This is a genomic window from Flavobacterium sp. Root901 (assembly GCF_001429765.1).
In the GTDB taxonomy this organism is placed as follows: domain Bacteria; phylum Bacteroidota; class Bacteroidia; order Flavobacteriales; family Flavobacteriaceae; genus Flavobacterium.
Window position 1 is genome coordinate 203,221 of sequence record NZ_LMJB01000009.1, and the last position, 15,482, is coordinate 218,702.

At 33.4% G+C, this 15,482-nt stretch carries 16 protein-coding genes; 10 read left to right on the forward strand and 6 right to left on the reverse strand.

The features are described 5' to 3' along the window. Window positions 1-18: 18 nt before the first annotated feature. From ASE21_RS18275 to ASE21_RS18290, 4 genes are all read right to left on the reverse strand, one after another. Window positions 19-768, reverse strand: coding sequence for a rhomboid family intramembrane serine protease (locus tag ASE21_RS18275; protein ID WP_057124158.1), 750 nt, complete (start codon window positions 766-768; stop codon window positions 19-21). Beyond that, window positions 765-2,687 (reverse strand): DNA mismatch repair endonuclease MutL, encoded by a 1,923-nt coding sequence (mutL, locus tag ASE21_RS18280; RefSeq protein WP_057124159.1) that lies wholly within the window; start codon window positions 2,685-2,687, stop codon window positions 765-767. Before mutL ends, ASE21_RS18275 begins: the two co-directional genes overlap by 4 nt. A 175-nt stretch (window positions 2,688-2,862) precedes the next feature. Beyond that, window positions 2,863-3,435, reverse strand: a complete 573-nt coding sequence (gene ribH, locus ASE21_RS18285) for a 6,7-dimethyl-8-ribityllumazine synthase (protein ID WP_057124160.1) — start codon at window positions 3,433-3,435, stop codon at window positions 2,863-2,865. Window positions 3,436-3,517: 82 nt separating this feature from the next. Continuing rightward, window positions 3,518-4,297 (reverse strand): tetratricopeptide repeat protein, encoded by a 780-nt coding sequence (locus tag ASE21_RS18290; protein ID WP_057124161.1) that lies wholly within the window; start codon window positions 4,295-4,297, stop codon window positions 3,518-3,520. A 243-nt stretch (window positions 4,298-4,540) separates the two neighbouring features. Between ASE21_RS18290 and recF the strand changes: the two genes are divergently transcribed. The 10 genes from recF to ASE21_RS18340 all read left to right on the forward strand — a co-directional run bounded on the left by recF (window position 4,541) and on the right by ASE21_RS18340 (window position 13,480). Continuing rightward, window positions 4,541-5,620: a DNA replication/repair protein RecF gene (recF, locus tag ASE21_RS18295; RefSeq protein ID WP_057124162.1), complete on the forward strand. Its 1,080-nt coding sequence runs from the start codon at window positions 4,541-4,543 to the stop codon at window positions 5,618-5,620. Window positions 5,621-5,878: 258 nt separating this feature from the next. After that, window positions 5,879-6,550, forward strand: a complete 672-nt coding sequence (locus ASE21_RS18300; RefSeq protein ID WP_057124163.1) for a DUF2461 domain-containing protein — start codon at window positions 5,879-5,881, stop codon at window positions 6,548-6,550. Window positions 6,551-6,654: 104 nt separating this feature from the next. Continuing rightward, entirely contained in the window at window positions 6,655-7,710 is a 1,056-nt protein-coding gene (locus ASE21_RS18305) for a glycosyltransferase (protein WP_057124164.1), read from the forward strand. A 106-nt stretch (window positions 7,711-7,816) separates the two neighbouring features. Continuing rightward, entirely contained in the window at window positions 7,817-8,830 is a 1,014-nt protein-coding gene (murB, locus tag ASE21_RS18310) for a UDP-N-acetylmuramate dehydrogenase (RefSeq protein ID WP_057124165.1), read from the forward strand. Window positions 8,831-8,864: 34 nt separating this feature from the next. Next, window positions 8,865-9,365, forward strand: a complete 501-nt coding sequence (locus ASE21_RS18315; RefSeq protein WP_057124166.1) for a hypothetical protein — start codon at window positions 8,865-8,867, stop codon at window positions 9,363-9,365. A gap of 209 nt (window positions 9,366-9,574) precedes the next feature. Then, complete coding sequence (locus ASE21_RS18320; protein ID WP_057124167.1) at window positions 9,575-10,189, forward strand: FMN-binding negative transcriptional regulator; 615 nt, start codon at window positions 9,575-9,577, stop codon at window positions 10,187-10,189. A gap of 82 nt (window positions 10,190-10,271) precedes the next feature. Next, window positions 10,272-11,378, forward strand: coding sequence for a glycosyltransferase (locus ASE21_RS18325; RefSeq protein ID WP_057124168.1), 1,107 nt, complete (start codon window positions 10,272-10,274; stop codon window positions 11,376-11,378). Then, a complete protein-coding gene (locus tag ASE21_RS18330; RefSeq protein ID WP_057124169.1) occupies window positions 11,369-11,920 on the forward strand; it encodes an RNA polymerase sigma factor in 552 nt (183 codons plus the stop codon). The genes ASE21_RS18325 and ASE21_RS18330 overlap by 10 nt, the downstream gene beginning before the upstream one ends. A gap of 155 nt (window positions 11,921-12,075) precedes the next feature. Further along, window positions 12,076-12,906, forward strand: a complete 831-nt coding sequence (locus ASE21_RS18335; RefSeq protein ID WP_057124170.1) for an energy transducer TonB — start codon at window positions 12,076-12,078, stop codon at window positions 12,904-12,906. A gap of 193 nt (window positions 12,907-13,099) precedes the next feature. Further along, entirely contained in the window at window positions 13,100-13,480 is a 381-nt protein-coding gene (locus ASE21_RS18340) for a PH domain-containing protein (protein ID WP_012022332.1), read from the forward strand. 64 nt (window positions 13,481-13,544) lie between these two features. On the opposite strand, the gene ASE21_RS18345 is transcribed toward ASE21_RS18340, so the two are convergent. Next, a complete protein-coding gene (locus ASE21_RS18345; protein ID WP_057124171.1) occupies window positions 13,545-14,396 on the reverse strand; it encodes a M48 family metalloprotease in 852 nt (283 codons plus the stop codon). 196 nt (window positions 14,397-14,592) lie between these two features. Next, window positions 14,593-15,453 (reverse strand): M48 family metalloprotease, encoded by an 861-nt coding sequence (locus tag ASE21_RS18350; protein ID WP_057124172.1) that lies wholly within the window; start codon window positions 15,451-15,453, stop codon window positions 14,593-14,595. Between the last annotated feature and the right edge of the window lie 29 nt (window positions 15,454-15,482).

The following is a 15,482-nucleotide window of genomic DNA, read 5'->3' on the forward strand; positions in this document are numbered from 1 at the left end:
TTAATTAAAGTTAAAAATTTAATTCCATCGATTATTGTTAAACTGATTTTTTTTCCAGTACCACATAATCATAAAACCGAAAAAAGCACCGCCGATATGTGCATAATGAGCTATTCCAGAATCTATTCCCATTAAAGAACTTCCAAAAATCCCAAAAAATCCATCGAACAAAAGCATATAAATTGGCACAAAATATTTAGCTTTAATAGGAATTGGTATAAACAGAATTCCAAGTTCTGCATTTGGAAACATAAAAGTAAACGCGACAAGTAAACCATAAATAGCTCCCGAAGCACCAACAACAGTTCCCAGATAAGCATTCATGAAATGTTTAAATTCTGAAGCAGTCAAAATCTCCTGCCATCTTGTATCTATTTTACCGCTATTTAACAAATTAAGAATATCTGCTTTGTGATAGCCATTTTCTAATAAAATATTCAAGCTATCCTGATAAAAATAATAGTTTACTGCAAAATTCACTAAAGCTGCTCCGAGTCCGCAGGAAATGTAGAAAAATAAAAATTTTCTTCCTCCCCAAAAATGCTCTAATGTTGAACCAAAAGAATATAAAGCGAACATATTGAATGCAATATGAGAAAAACCGCCATGCATAAACATATGCGTGATAGGCTGCCAAACTTTAAATCCCGGATTTTCAGGAAAAAATAATGCTAAATATTCGTACGATACGGGAACTAACTGAGTACCAATAAAAAATATTATATTAATGATTAGCAGCTGTTTAACTACTGGCGTTATATTCATCATAAGGCAAACTTTTTATCTATATCTTCCACACGCATAGTAATGAAAGTAGGTTTTTGAAAAGGTGAAATATTTGGATCTTTGCAGGCAAACAATCCGTTTACCAGATTGTCCTGCTCTTTTTCGGTTAAGTAAGATCCTGTTTTAACCGCTAAACTTTTTGCCATCGATTTGGCAATAGTATCATTTTGACTGTAACTGCTGGCCGGAATTCCGTCCTGCAAATCGCTTAATAATTGTTCGATTACTATAGAAACTTCGCTTTCGGTAATGTTTACCGGAATTCCTGAAATTACAATATGATCGCTTTGCGCTTGCTCAAAAACAAAGCCTGTTGTTTCTAAAGAAGGTTTTAATTCTTCAATTAATTTCATTTCTGCAGAAGAATAAAACAAATCTAACGGAAAAAGCAATTGCTGGCTTGAAGCCTGATTTACCGTCATATTCAGCAAAAATTGCTCGTATAAAATGCGCTGGTGTGCCCGCTGCTGATCCACGATTATCATTCCGGATTTTATTGGCGAAACAATATATTTTTTATGAATTTGATAGGTTTTCTGACTTGCCTGTTCTACTTCATCATCATTAAACAAAGATGATGTTACTTCTTCGTTTTCAAAAGCAAAAGGAAAACTTTCCATGCTTTCTGAATTTTCTGTATCCAGACCAACATACAAACTTTCCCAGCTTGCCATTGGTTCTACTCTTTTAGAATATCCCGAATAAGATGAAGACGAGGAAGAGGAACCGGAATTATAACTTCCTGTACCTGATCCAGAAACCGCTTTTGCATAATGCTGATTGGTTTTATCATCTGTAAAAGGGTTAAAAGTTCCATCAACCTGAATTGTGGGCACTTCTGCATCCAGATCTTTGTAATGATAAGGCGTATCTAAATTTGAGTCTCTGTCAAAATCCAAAACCGGAGCGACATTAAACTGCCCTAAACTGTGTTTTATAGAAGCTCTTAAAATGGCGTAAAGAGCCTGTTCATCATCAAACTTAATTTCTGTTTTGGTTGGATGAATATTGATATCAATTGTATTTGGCGGAACCTGAAGGTATAAGAAATAACTTGGCTGACAGCCGTCTTTCAAAAGCCCGTCATAAGCTGCCATAACCGCATGATGCAGATAGCCGCTTTTTATAAAACGATCATTTACAAAAAAGAACTGCTCTCCCCTGTTTTTCTTAGCAAATTCAGGTTTACAGACAAATCCCTGAACGTTTATAATTTCGGTATCTTCCTTTACTGGAACCAGTTTTTCATTGGTTTTACCAGACATGATTCCAACAATTCGCTGGCGATATCCGGCAGCCGGAAGATTATACAATTCGCTTCCGTTATGATAAAAACTAAAATGAATGTTCGGGTGTGCCAAAGCTACACGCTGAAATTCATCCATTACATGACGAAATTCAACTGTATCTGATTTTAAGAAGTTACGGCGTGCCGGAATATTAAAAAATAAATTTTTAACCGCAAATGAGGTTCCTTTTGGCAGAACCGCTACTTCCTGCGAAATAAATTTACTTCCTTCAATAATAATATGTGTTCCAAGCTCATCCTGTTCTTGTTTGGTTTTCATTTCCATGTGCGCGATTGCCGCAATAGAAGCTAAAGCCTCTCCGCGAAAACCTTTAGTAGCAAGAGAAAATAAATCTTCGGCCTGACGAATTTTGGACGTTGCATGGCGTTCAAAACACAAACGTGCGTCTGTAACGGTCATTCCAACACCATTATCAATAACCTGAACTAATGATTTGCCGGCATCTTTTATTATCAATTTAATATCAGTTGCCTTTGCATCAACAGCATTTTCTAACAATTCTTTCACAACAGAAGCGGGTCTTTGAACCACTTCTCCTGCAGCAATCTGGTTAGCAACGTGATCAGGAAGTAATTGAATAATACTCGACATTTAAAATTTTAGATTGTAGATTAACGATTTAAGATTTTGATTTAAATCTAAACCAAGTTGGACAAATTTAGTGAATTTTGATTGTGATTCAGAATATCTAAAGTCATAAAAAAAACAAAAAACCTATACTATTATGACACAGTACAGGTTTTAATATTTTTAAAACAAATGTGTTTTATTCTTTCTCGATTTTAACAGGCGTTTCTTCAATTTGAAGTGCTCCTGAAGTCAATAATGGCTGATTAAAAGGATGTGAAATTGAAGCCTGCTGACGAATATAAGCCATTTTTATAGCAGCTATTGCAGCTTCGGTTCCTTTGTTTCCGTGAACACCGCCGCTTCTGTCAATAGATTGCTGCATGTTATTATCTGTTAAAACGCAAAAGATAACCGGAATATCAGTCTGAACATTTAAATCCTTTATTCCTTGTGTAACGCCTTCGCAGACAAAATCAAAGTGTTTCGTTTCGCCCTGAATTACGCATCCGATTACAATAACCGCATCGACATTTTGTGTCTGAAGCATTTTTTTTGCGCCGTAAATCAATTCAAAACTTCCCGGAACATTCCAGCGAATAATTTGCTGTGCAGGAACATCACAATCAATTAAGGCATCAAAAGCGCCATTATAAAGTCCTTCTGTTATAACATCGTTCCACTCAGAAACAACAATCCCAAATCGAAAGTCTTTCGCATTTGGGATCGTGTTTTTATCGTATTCTGATAAATTTTTATTTTCGGTAGCCATCTGTAGTATTTTAGATTTTTTTATTTAAGAGTTTATATTCTTAAATACAAATCTACAATCTAAAATCTAAAGTCTGAAATTTTTATTGTGCTAATCCAATCAAAGCATCAACAGAACCAGCCTCAGGAGTTGCATCGAAGTTATCTTTAATATCATTTAAGTATTTTAAAGCATCTTCTTTCTGGCCTAAAGCAATAGCCGTTTTAGCAGCTTTTAACAAAAAACGAGGTGTTGTAAAATCGTTTTTGTTAGATTCAGCAGCTTTTACATAATAGTCTAAAGCTTCTTTTTGATTGTTTTTTTGAGAATAAGCATCTCCAATTGCTCCGGTTGCCAAAGCACTTAAAATTAAATCATCTGATTTAAATTCTCCTAAATATTTGATAGCATCATCAAATTTACCTGTATTTAAATATGCCATACCAGCATAGTAATTTGCCAGATTTCCAGCATCAGTTCCTGAATATTCATCAGCAATTTTTACAAATCCAAATTTACCTTCAGATCCGTTTAATGCCAATTTATATAAAGAATCACTCGCTACACCATCAACAGCTTTTTGAAAGTTTTGCTGCGCTACAAACATTTCGTTTGCCGCTTCGTCCTGCTTAGGGTTTTCAATAAATTTTTGGTAAGCCAAATAACCAATAGTAGCAACTGCAATACCAGCAACTAAACCAATAATGATTTTTTGATTTTTAGCAACCCAATCCTCAGTTCTTGAAGCAGTTTCATCTAATTTAGAAAAAACACCAGCAGTTGTGCTGTCTTTTTCGTCAATGATTACCTGTTGTTCTTCGTTTACTTCTTTAACTTCCTTCTCTTTTGGTGCTTTATATCCTCTTTTATTGTAAGTAGCCATTTAAAATTAATTTAGTGAACGGCAAAAATAAAATTTTTCTTGAAACTGAGGCAAAAAAAATCAAAATTATCACTATTTTAAAAAAAATATTTTCGCCAACGCTAACTGCTTTCACATCAGCATTAAAATAAATCAACTTGAAAAGAGCCAAAAGCCCATTATATCGATAATTTTCGATAATTTGCACCCTCAAATTTTTACTGCTCCGAAACAGTAACTTTTACCTTTTAGAGTCTCTTAAAAATGCATTTAAACAAAATTTCTTTATTCAACTATAAAAATTTCTCCGAAGCCAGTTTTGATTTCGACATCAAGATCAATTGTTTTGTTGGTAAAAACGGAATTGGCAAAACAAATGTACTCGATGCCATTTATCATTTGGCGTACGGGAAAAGTTATTTTAATCCGCTTGCGGTTCAAAATATCAGGCACGGAGAAGAGTTTTTTGTTATTGATGCCGAATTAGAAAAAAATGACCGGACAGAGCAAATTGTCTGCAGTTTAAAAAAAGGTCAGAAAAAGGTTTTAAAGAGAAACGGAAAAGCATACGATAAATTCTCCGATCATATCGGTTTTATTCCACTGGTAATTATTTCACCTGCCGACCGCGATTTAATTGTTGAAGGAAGCGAAACACGCCGTAAGTTTATGGACAGTGTTATTTCGCAGTTAGATTCGGCTTATCTGCATCAGCTTATACAATATCAAAAAGTAATTGTACAGCGAAATGCGCTTTTGAAATATTTTGCGCTCAATCATACTTTTGACAACGATACCTTATCTATATATAATGAGCAGCTGAATGAATATGGGAAGTCAATTTTTGAAAAGCGAAAAGATTTCCTGGAACAATTTATACCTATATTTAATAACCACCATCAGGCTATAACCGGTTCTGAAGAATCTGTGCAATTGGTTTACGAAAGCCATTTATTCGAAAAAGACCTTTTAAGTTTACTACAGGAAAACATAAATAAAGACAGAGCGCTGCATTATACAACATCAGGAATACATAAAGATGATTTGTCGTTTGAAATTGATTCGCATCCGATAAAAAAATTCGGATCGCAAGGACAGCAAAAATCATTTTTAATTGCTTTGAAACTGGCTCAGTTTGAGTTCCTGAAAAAACAAAGCGGTGTAAAACCTATTTTATTGTTTGATGATATTTTTGATAAACTCGATGAAACCCGTGTTGCAAAAATTGTCGAAATGGTTAACAGCGAAACTTTTGGCCAGCTTTTTATTTCAGACACGCATCCGGAACGAACAGAAGCGATTGTAAAATCGACGCATCAAACTTATAAGATTTTCAATTTGTGATTTTTACTCTGCCGTAATTTTTTTTATCAATCAGTTTCAAAAGGAAGTTTTTAGCCACAAATTTCACAGATTCTCACAGATTAATTTTCCGCAACAGCAAAAATCCTTTTAATCTTTTTAATCTGTGGCAAATAATTAAATTTTGAAACTTTGACAAAGTTGATACAATTTGTATCAGATTTCTTAATCAATTCCAAAATGGAAATCCTTAAATTAGCCTAACAAAAAATTATAACAACTGCAATTAAATTTAGGACTATGCTAACAAAAGAATCATTGCAATTTTTAGACGATATAAAAAAGAACAACAATAGGGAATGGTTTCAGGACAATAAAAAACGTTATGAAATCTTCAAAAAAGATTACCATCAACTTGTGAGTGAATTTCTGGATGCCATGAAACCGCTTGATCCTTCATTGGAATTGCTGGAAATTAAAGATTGTACTTTTAGAATTAATCGCGACATTCGATTCTCAAAAGATAAATCGCCTTACAAAGCACATCTGGGCGTTTGGCTTTCTGCCGGAGCAAAAGGCGCCAATCGTTCCGGTTATTACGTACACATTGAAAAAGGGGCGAGTTTTATTGCCGGCGGATTTTATTCACCAGATGCAGAAGATCTGAAAAAAGTCCGCAAAGAAATCGCTTTTTTCTATGATGATCTGCAGGAGATTTTAAATGATAAAAACTTCCAAAAAGAATTTGGAAACTTAGACATAAACGAAAACAATTCACTTAAAAGCATGCCTCGCGGTTACGAAAAAGACCATCCGGCAAATGAGTTTTTAAAATTAAAGAGCTTTACCGCAACTCAAAAATATGACATTGCCGAAGTTACCAAAAAAGACTTCGTAAAGAAAATGACTCAGAAACTGATCGCGTTAAAACCTTTAAACGATTTTATAAACCGCGCTTTAGAAACTGAATAATTTTAGTTTTATTTGCCACAGATTTCACAGATTCTCACAGATTATTTTTTTGCAACAGCAAAAATTCTTTTAATCTTTTAATCTGTGGCAAAAACAATAACTGAATGAAAAGGAAAATACTTTTTCTTGGAGAATCTTACCGCGCCGATGCCATAACCTGGATGAAAGGTTTAAAGGAATTTGGCGGTTTTGAAATTATTACCTGGGAACTTCAAACTCCAAATAATTCAAAACTCAACAGATTCAAACGTATTTTAGAGTATTTCTCTGCTCCAGCTGCTATTCGGAAAATAATTAAAAAAGAAAAACCGGATATGGTTATTGCCGAAAGGACTACCAGTTATGGTTTCTTAGCTGCTTTATCAGGTTCAAAAACTATTGCCGTCGCCCAGCAAGGCAGAACCGATTTATGGCCGGAAACTTCTGTTTTATATCCGTTTAAGAAATTTATTCAGAAGTACGCCTTCAAAAAAGCACATTTAATTCATGCGTGGGGACCTGTTATGACCATTTCTATGAAAGAAACCGGCGTAGATATGAGTAAAGTTTTAGTACTTCCGAAGGGAATTGATTTATCTCTTTTTACTCCTTCAACCAATAATTCGAATAAAATTGAAGCGATTGTAACACGTTCGCTGCAGCCGGAATACCGACATGATTCTATTTTAAAAGCTTTTGGAATTTTACATCAAAAAGGAATTGACTTTTCTTTGACGATTGTAGGAGACGGAACTCGTTTGCAATTTTTAAAAGATTTAGCAAAAGAATTACAAATTGAAAACAAAGTAATTTTTACCGGAAGAATTCCGAATACTGAACTTCCTAAATTATTACAGCAATCCAATATTTACATCAGCATGCCAATTACGGAAGGCGTTTCGGCATCTTTATTTGAAGCAATGGCTTGTAATTGTTACCCCGTAGTTTCTGATATTGCAGGAAATCAAAGCTGGATCACCCATCGCGAAAACGGACAATTAATTGAAATCGACAATATTGAAATGCTGGCAGAAGAATTAATCTGGTCTTTTGAAAATACTGAATCCCGAAATCAGGCAATTATTCAGAACAGAAAATTTGTTGAGGAAAATGCTAATTATGATATAAATATGAAAGTTATTTCAGAGAAATATCATGAGTTACTTGATTCCCGAAAGTAATTAAATAACAAAGTTAGACAAACTGCGCTTAAAACTTTGCCAGTTTTGCGGTTAAACCAAAAATTATAATCCTTACTTTTGACACAGATTAAAAAGCCTTTTATTTATGGAAATCCAATCCAATTTTTCTTTAAAAAACTATAATACTTTTGGCATTGAAGCCAAAGCCAGACAATTCGCTGCAGTTCATTCAATTGCTGAATTGAAAACTATTTTAGAAGAAAACAAAAACGAGAAAAAATTTATTTTGGGAGGCGGAAGCAACATGCTTTTAACCAAAGATATTGATGCATTGGTGATTCATATTGATTTAAAAGGCAAAAAAATAATCAAAGAAGACGATGATTTTGTCTGGGTTGAAAGTCAGGCTGGAGAAACATGGCATGATTTTGTTCTTTGGACAATTGACAACAATTTTGGCGGATTAGAAAATATGTCTTTAATTCCCGGAAATGTCGGTACAACTCCTGTACAAAATATTGGGGCTTACGGAACTGAAATTAAAGATACTTTTGTTTCCTGCGAAGCAATGCATATTGAAACGCAGCAAATGAAAACTTTTACTAACGCCGAATGCAGTTTTGGGTACCGTGAAAGTATTTTTAAAAATGAAGTAAAAGATCAATTTATAATCACATCTGTAATTTATAAACTCACCAAACGCAATCATAAAATCAATACTTCATACGGTGATATTTTGGCTGAATTGGCTAAAAACAATATCTCAGAACCAACTTTGAAAGATGTCAGCAATGCTGTAATCGCAATCAGACAAAGCAAATTACCTGATCCAAAAGAATTAGGAAACAGCGGAAGTTTCTTTAAAAATCCCATTTTATTGAAATCTGATTTCGAAAAAATCCATCAAAAATTTCCTGAAATGAAGTTTTATGAAGTTTCTCCAACTGAAGTAAAAGTTCCTGCAGGATGGCTGATTGAACAGGCAGGATTTAAAGGAAAACGTTTTGGTGATGCCGGCGTACATAAAAATCAGGCCTTGGTTTTAGTAAATTATGGAAATGCAACCGGTCAGGAAATTTTAGCCGTTTCGAAAGAAGTTCAAAAGACTGTCTTTGATATTTTTGGTATACAAATTGAAGCAGAAGTGAACGTGATTTAAAACGTATATTTTACAAAGCTTACCACTACCATTAATGAAAGAATTGAATATCAAAGTTATATTACTGCAAATATTAGGAATGATTTTCCTGATTAATGGTATTTTACAGCTTAAACTTTATACAGTTTCTGAAAAAATCATGTGGGCACAAACACATGCTCAATACAAAAACTCACAATACTGGAACAGTCTCCTGCCAACAAAAGAAGGTATTTTTAACTTTTGGCCGAATGTTTACGTATGGATTTTTTTAGGTTCTTTAATTGGCATTTCCATTATGGCATTTGTAAATTGGAAAAGTAAACTTTCTTCTTTAAACATTATTATACTTGCGATCGTTTTATACATTCTTTTGAGACTTAAATTTTTTAGAAAAGGAGTAATATCACAATTATTCCGTCCGGTCAGAACGTGCTTATCTAATGATTTTGGGACACAATGTTTGACCGAAGGAATCATTTTTACTTTTATTGGAGTTGCCATTCTATACTTCAGCGTAATTAAGATTTATTTAAACTCCAAAAAACTCAGCTGAGCCTAAAATAAGAACAGAAACTATTTTCACAAAAAAGACAAATCCAATGATGAAAAAGTACTGTTAATTATATAAGGAATTGTCTGCAAATCTTTATCTTCGTTTTAGAAGTCACAGAAAGAATTCTTTTTGCCGATTTTCTATTTAATAATATTTATAAAGATTTCCACTGCTATTTGTTTCGGACCATCTTTAAATAAACTCACAAAATGTATACACCAGAATTATACAAAAACGAAGATCCGGAATCGATCAGAACTTTTTTAAAAGAAAACAGTTTTGGAATCCTGATTAACCAAACCAACGGCAGATTATGCGCCACACATATTCCTATAGAATTAGAAATCAATGATGAAGGAAAAGAAATCCTGCAGGGTCATATTTCTAAGTTAAATCCACAAGCTGAAGGTTTTGCAGAAAATGATCAGGTTTTGGCAGTATTTACCGGGCCGCACAGTTACATTTCTTCTTCATGGTACGATCATGAAAATGTGCCTACATGGAACTATATAGCCGTACATGTTTATGGAAGAATTAAAATTGTTGATTACTCAGCTGCTGTCGAACAATTAAAAAAACTGGTCGACAAATACGAAGCAAATTCTGAAAATCCTGTTCGCGTTGAAGATCTGTCTGAAAAAACAATGCGTGAAGCAAGAGGAATCTTTGGTTTTGAAATAGAAATTGACGAAATCCAGGCCACAAAAAAACTTTCTCAAAACCGTGACGATCATAATTATAAAAACATTATTTCTGAATTAGAAAAAACAGAAAACCCTCAATCTATTGCTGTTGCAAAAGAAATGTCGAAATGCCGAAAGTAATTAGGATTAAACATTGAAAATTAGTAATTCATAACTACCTTTGTTGTCGCAAAAATTCAATATTAACAGACATTAAAATTATATGCTTATAACTTTATTTTACTTCTTTATTGCTATTGTTTTTATCCAGCTTTTCTATTATTTGGGAATCTTTGGAAAGTTTGCTTTTGCTAAACCTCAGGATGTGACACCAAAAAACATTCCGGTTTCTGTAATTGTATGTGCAAAAAATGAAGAAGAAAATGTAAAGAAATTCATTCCGTTATTAGCAGAACAAAATTATCCTGATTTTGAAATTGTTTTAATTGATGATGCTTCAAGCGACGAAACACTTGAAGTTTTCGAAGAATTTGAGCAAAGATATTCCAACATCCGTCTGGTTAAAGTTGAAAACAATGAAGCTTTTTGGGGAAACAAAAAGTATGCTTTAACTTTAGGAATCAAGGCCGCAAAAAAAGAATATTTATTGTTTACAGATGCTGATTGTTATCCGGTTTCAAAAGACTGGATTACAACAATGACGTCTCAATTTACCGCAGAAAAAACTATTGTTTTGGGTTATGGAGGTTATGAAAAAATAGAAAATTCTTTATTGAACAAAATAATTCGTTTTGAAACGGTTTTAACTGCTGTTCAATATTTTTCGTGGGCAAAAGCCGGTCTTCCGTATATGGGCGTTGGCCGAAATCTTGCTTATAAAAAAGAGGAATTTTTTAATGTAAACGGTTTTATTGATCATATTCAGGTTCGTTCCGGCGACGATGATTTATTTATAAATCAGGCAGCAAACAAATCAAATACTACTATGTCTTATATTCCCGAAAGTTTTACTTATTCAAAACCCAAAGAATCTTATAAAGACTGGTTTACACAAAAAAGAAGACACATTTCAACTGCAGAATATTATAAGTTTTTTGATAAATTTCAGCTGGGGCTTTTCTTTTTATCACAATTATTTTTCTTTTTATCTGTTATAGTTTTATTGGCTTTCCAGTTTCAATGGATTGCTGTTACGGCTATTTTAGCCACTCGTTACACTGTAGTTTGGACTGTAATTGGTTTTTCTGCAGGAAAATTAAAAGAAAATGATATTAAAATTTGGTTTCCTGTTCTGGAAATTGCGCTTATTATGACGCAAATTAATATCTTTATAACTAATCTCTTTTCAAAACCTGTATATTGGAAATAAATTCTAAAATAGAAAAAGCAAAAAAAGGTGACCAGGTCGCCTTTACTTTTTTATTAGATTATTTCTGGAATGAAGTTTATGCCTTCATGCTTAAACGTACAGAAAATGAAACTACCGCAGAAGATATTACTATTGAAACTTTTTCAAAAGCTTTTGACAGAATAGCTTCTTATAATCCGGAATTTCAATTCAATACATGGCTTATTGCTATTGCAAAAAATGTATACATTGATTTATTACGTAAAAAGAAAACCAATCTTTTTATAGAAATTACGGATACCGAAGACCAGCAGGCATACAATATTGCCGATACTACTCCATCTGCAGAAGATGCATTAATTAAAGAGCAAAATCTCTCCCGTTTGCTTTTATGCATTAAAGAATTAAAACCACACTATCAGGAGGTAATCCAGCTTCGTTACTTTCAGGAAATGTCCTATCAGGAAATTGCTGACAAAATTGATGAGCCTCTAAGCAATGTAAAAGTGAAATTACTACGCGCTAAAAAATTACTTGCAGAAATCATTGAACGTAATAGATAATTTATTATCTTTAGAAAAAGAATAAGATATAATCATATTTTATCTTAAAAAATTAATTTATTCACACACTAAAACAACAACTCCTGCGTTGTTTGCTAAAACCCAACTCCTATCGCTTATGATTTAAAAGTACTTAACCTTAAAATCCAAAAATCATGACTAAATTAAGCATCTACGAAAACAAATGGATAGATCTTGTTTTCGAAAACAAAAACAAAGAGTACGGAGCGTATCAATTACGTCAGGAAAATTCTAAAACAACAGTAACAGCTTTATTTATGGCATTGTTGTTATTAACAGCCTTAGGAAGTGTATCGATGCTGATTAGTAAATTTAGAACGCAGACAACGGTAAATGATCCCACAGTTATTTCTTGCCCAATAACACCAATTACATTACCGGATATTGTAAAACCTAAAATCAAAGACCCAATTGCTCCTCCAGTGCAGTCAACTGCACCGGCTGCACCAGTAACATCTTCACAATTGACAAATCCGGTTATTGTGCCTACAGATCAGGCAACACAAAACATTGCTCCTAACGTTGAAAACAATGCTCATGTAGACAATACTAATGGAACAGAAGGAACAATTGTAAATGCAGTACCGGGAACTCATGGCGGAGAAGTAGTAGAAACACCACTTGGTGACGATGGAAACTCTATTGTTAACACAGTTGCTTTAGACAAATTACCAGAATTCCCCGGAGGAATTAAAAAGTTCTATACATATGTTGGTAATAATTTTACTAAACCAGAAATGGATGCAGAAAGAACTTTAAGAGTATACGTTTCGTTCGTAATAGAAAAAGACGGGACAATGACAGATATTGTGGTTAAAAACGATCCGGGATTTGGAATGGGTAAAGAAGCTGTCAGAGTTTTAAAATCATTAAAAACAAAATGGGCTCCGGGAATATTAGCAGGAAAACCAGTTAGAACTGCCTACAATCTTCCGATAACTATTAAAACAGGAGAAACCGAATAAAAATAAAAAATAGAAAAGCAGAATTTAGGTTCTGCTTTTTTTATGTTCAAAAATAAATCCCGACATTAAGAGATTAAGTCCTGATTTAAAGAAATTCTACTTAATTTTCTTAATCCCTTAATGGTTAGAAAAATTCTTTTATTCTTCATTTTGCTTATTTTTACAAGATATTTAATCACTAAAAACATTTAAAATGGGAATATTTTCAGCTCTTATGGGCAATGCAGGAACTGTCAGCCAAGAAGATTTACTTAAAAAATACGGTCAGCTTTTGACTGATAATGAAGAAATCGAAATGGGTTTTAAACTAATTCGTGACACTTTTATTTTTACAAACAAAAGATTAATCTTAGTTGATGTACAAGGATTAACAGGGAGCAAAACCGAATATAAATCTATTGCTTACAAAAGCATTACCCGTTTTAGCGTAGAAACTGCCGGAACATTTGATCTTGACGCTGAATTGAAAATCTGGGTTTCGAGCGAATTAAACCCAAGTATTGTAAAACAATTTAATAAATCTGTAAACGTATACGATGTTCAGAAAGTTTTGGCACATCACGTTTTAGGTTAAATCATAAAACAAAAAAAACCGGCAAATCGAGATTTGCCGGTTTTTTTTATAATAGTCAAAAAAATTATTTTTTCTTTGTCGTTTTCTTTTTAACAGCAGTCTTTTTAGGAACTGTATTGTCAATCTTTTGCTGAACATACGGTTTATAAACACCATCTTTTTCAGCTCTTGCTTTTGCATCATCGGCTCTTTTTTTAGAATCAGGATGCGAACTCATCATTTGATCTATAAAAGAAGCTTCAGCACCTTCGCTCATTTTAGCCAAAATTCTAAAAGCAGATTCTTCAGCATTTACATTGTAACCGTTTTTCTTTAAGAAATTATAAGAATACAAATCGGCTTCCGTTTCTTGTTTACGACTGTGTTTACTATCGATTAAAGCACTTCCAATTTTCCCTAACTGACTGTCTGTTACAGCAGAAATTTTAGCAGACTGAGAAGAAGCTCCGTCAATTAGTGCTTCTTTTTGATACGCTGCACGCATTGCATCTCTTGAATCATTATTTGCTACGTGGCCTATTTCGTGACCAATTACTGCCAGCAGTTCATTATCATCCATAATATCCATTAGACCGGAATACACACGAACACTTCCGTCTGCAGTTGCAAAAGCATTAACTTCTTTTAATTTGTATACTTTAAAATTTAAAGTAAAACCCTCGCCTGCAGTATGTTTTCCAAAAACACGGTTTAATCTTAAAGTATAACCGTCATTTGGTCCTGCCACCTGATTAGTCGAATCTAATTTTCGAACCGCTTCTTTTGAAAGCGCTGCAGCATCGGCATTTGTTAAAGTAAAAGCTGCAACACCTTTTTGAACTGCACCTATTGCTTTTTCACCAAAATTAATTTGTGCATTCATTTTGGTTAAACCAAATGCTGCAAATAGTGCTACTATTATAAATCTTTTTTTCATGTTTTTATAATTACAATTTAACAACAAATGTAAATAACATAATGCTATTTCATTTCACTCAAGGTTCATTTTTTTAACAATTAAAGGTATAAATTTTAAATGAGCTATAAACGTCTTTTTAATCATTGTTAATCTCTAAATCAAAAAAAAACCGGTAATACTGCAGTATTACCGGTTTTACATTTTTGTATAAAAATTACTTCTTTTTTGCTGTCTTTTTAACAGCAGCTTTCGCCTTTGTTTTTGCAGGTGCAGTATTTACAATTTTCTGTTGTACATATTCTTTATACAAACCGTCTTTTACTGCTCTTTTCTTAGCCTCATCTGCTCTTTTTCCAGAATCAGGATGCGAACTCATCATTTTAGTCATAAAAGATGCCTCTGCTCCTTCGCTTAGATTTTGAAGAATTCTAAAAGCTGATTCTACTGCATTGACATCATAACCATTTTTTTTCATAAAATTATAAGAAAACAAATCGGCTTCAGACTCTTGTTTTCTGCTATGTTTACTATCGATCATCGCACTTCCTAATTGTCCTAATTGAGATTTTGTCATAGTTTCAATTTTTCCTGATTGCGATGAAGCTGCATCTAACAAGGCTTCTTTTCTATAAGCAGCTTTAATTGCATCTCTGGTATCATGATTTACAACGTGTCCAATTTCATGACCAATAACCGCAAGCAATTCATTATCATCCATAATATCCATCAAACCTGCAAATACACGAACACTTCCGTCAGCACATGCAAAAGCATTAATATCTTTTACTAAATATACTTTATAATTTAAAGTCACACCTTCGGTTGAAGTGTGTTTTCCAAATAAGCGGTTTAATCTCAAAGTATAACCATCTGCAGGTCCGGCAACAGGATTATTGGCATCCATTTCTGCAATTGACTCTTTGGCCAGAGCAGCTGCATCTGCATCGCTAAAAGTAAATCCTGAAACGCCTTTCCCTAAAGCTCCCATAGCTTTATCTGAAAGGACTTGTGCATTCACTTCAGCCAAACTAAAGACCGCGAATAAAATACCTAATACAATAAATTTCTTTTTCATGTTTTCAAACTATTAAATTAACAGCAAAA

Bases quoted from the DNA above. Each gene is read 5' to 3' on its own strand.
- ASE21_RS18275 (WP_057124158.1), bottom strand. From the start codon at position 768: ATGATGAATATAACGCCAGTAGTTAAACAGCTGCTAATCATTAATATA.
- mutL (WP_057124159.1), bottom strand. From the start codon at position 2,687: ATGTCGAGTATTATTCAATTACTTCCTGATCACGTTGCTAACCAGATT.
- ribH (WP_057124160.1), bottom strand. From the start codon at position 3,435: ATGGCTACCGAAAATAAAAATTTATCAGAATACGATAAAAACACGATC.
- ASE21_RS18290 (WP_057124161.1), bottom strand. From the start codon at position 4,297: ATGGCTACTTACAATAAAAGAGGATATAAAGCACCAAAAGAGAAGGAA.
- recF (WP_057124162.1), top strand. From the start codon at position 4,541: ATGCATTTAAACAAAATTTCTTTATTCAACTATAAAAATTTCTCCGAA.
- ASE21_RS18300 (WP_057124163.1), top strand. From the start codon at position 5,879: ATGCTAACAAAAGAATCATTGCAATTTTTAGACGATATAAAAAAGAAC.
- ASE21_RS18305 (WP_057124164.1), top strand. From the start codon at position 6,655: ATGAAAAGGAAAATACTTTTTCTTGGAGAATCTTACCGCGCCGATGCC.
- murB (WP_057124165.1), top strand. From the start codon at position 7,817: ATGGAAATCCAATCCAATTTTTCTTTAAAAAACTATAATACTTTTGGC.
- ASE21_RS18315 (WP_057124166.1), top strand. From the start codon at position 8,865: ATGAAAGAATTGAATATCAAAGTTATATTACTGCAAATATTAGGAATG.
- ASE21_RS18320 (WP_057124167.1), top strand. From the start codon at position 9,575: ATGTATACACCAGAATTATACAAAAACGAAGATCCGGAATCGATCAGA.
- ASE21_RS18325 (WP_057124168.1), top strand. From the start codon at position 10,272: ATGCTTATAACTTTATTTTACTTCTTTATTGCTATTGTTTTTATCCAG.
- ASE21_RS18335 (WP_057124170.1), top strand. From the start codon at position 12,076: ATGACTAAATTAAGCATCTACGAAAACAAATGGATAGATCTTGTTTTC.
- ASE21_RS18340 (WP_012022332.1), top strand. From the start codon at position 13,100: ATGGGAATATTTTCAGCTCTTATGGGCAATGCAGGAACTGTCAGCCAA.
- ASE21_RS18345 (WP_057124171.1), bottom strand. From the start codon at position 14,396: ATGAAAAAAAGATTTATAATAGTAGCACTATTTGCAGCATTTGGTTTA.
- ASE21_RS18350 (WP_057124172.1), bottom strand. From the start codon at position 15,453: ATGAAAAAGAAATTTATTGTATTAGGTATTTTATTCGCGGTCTTTAGT.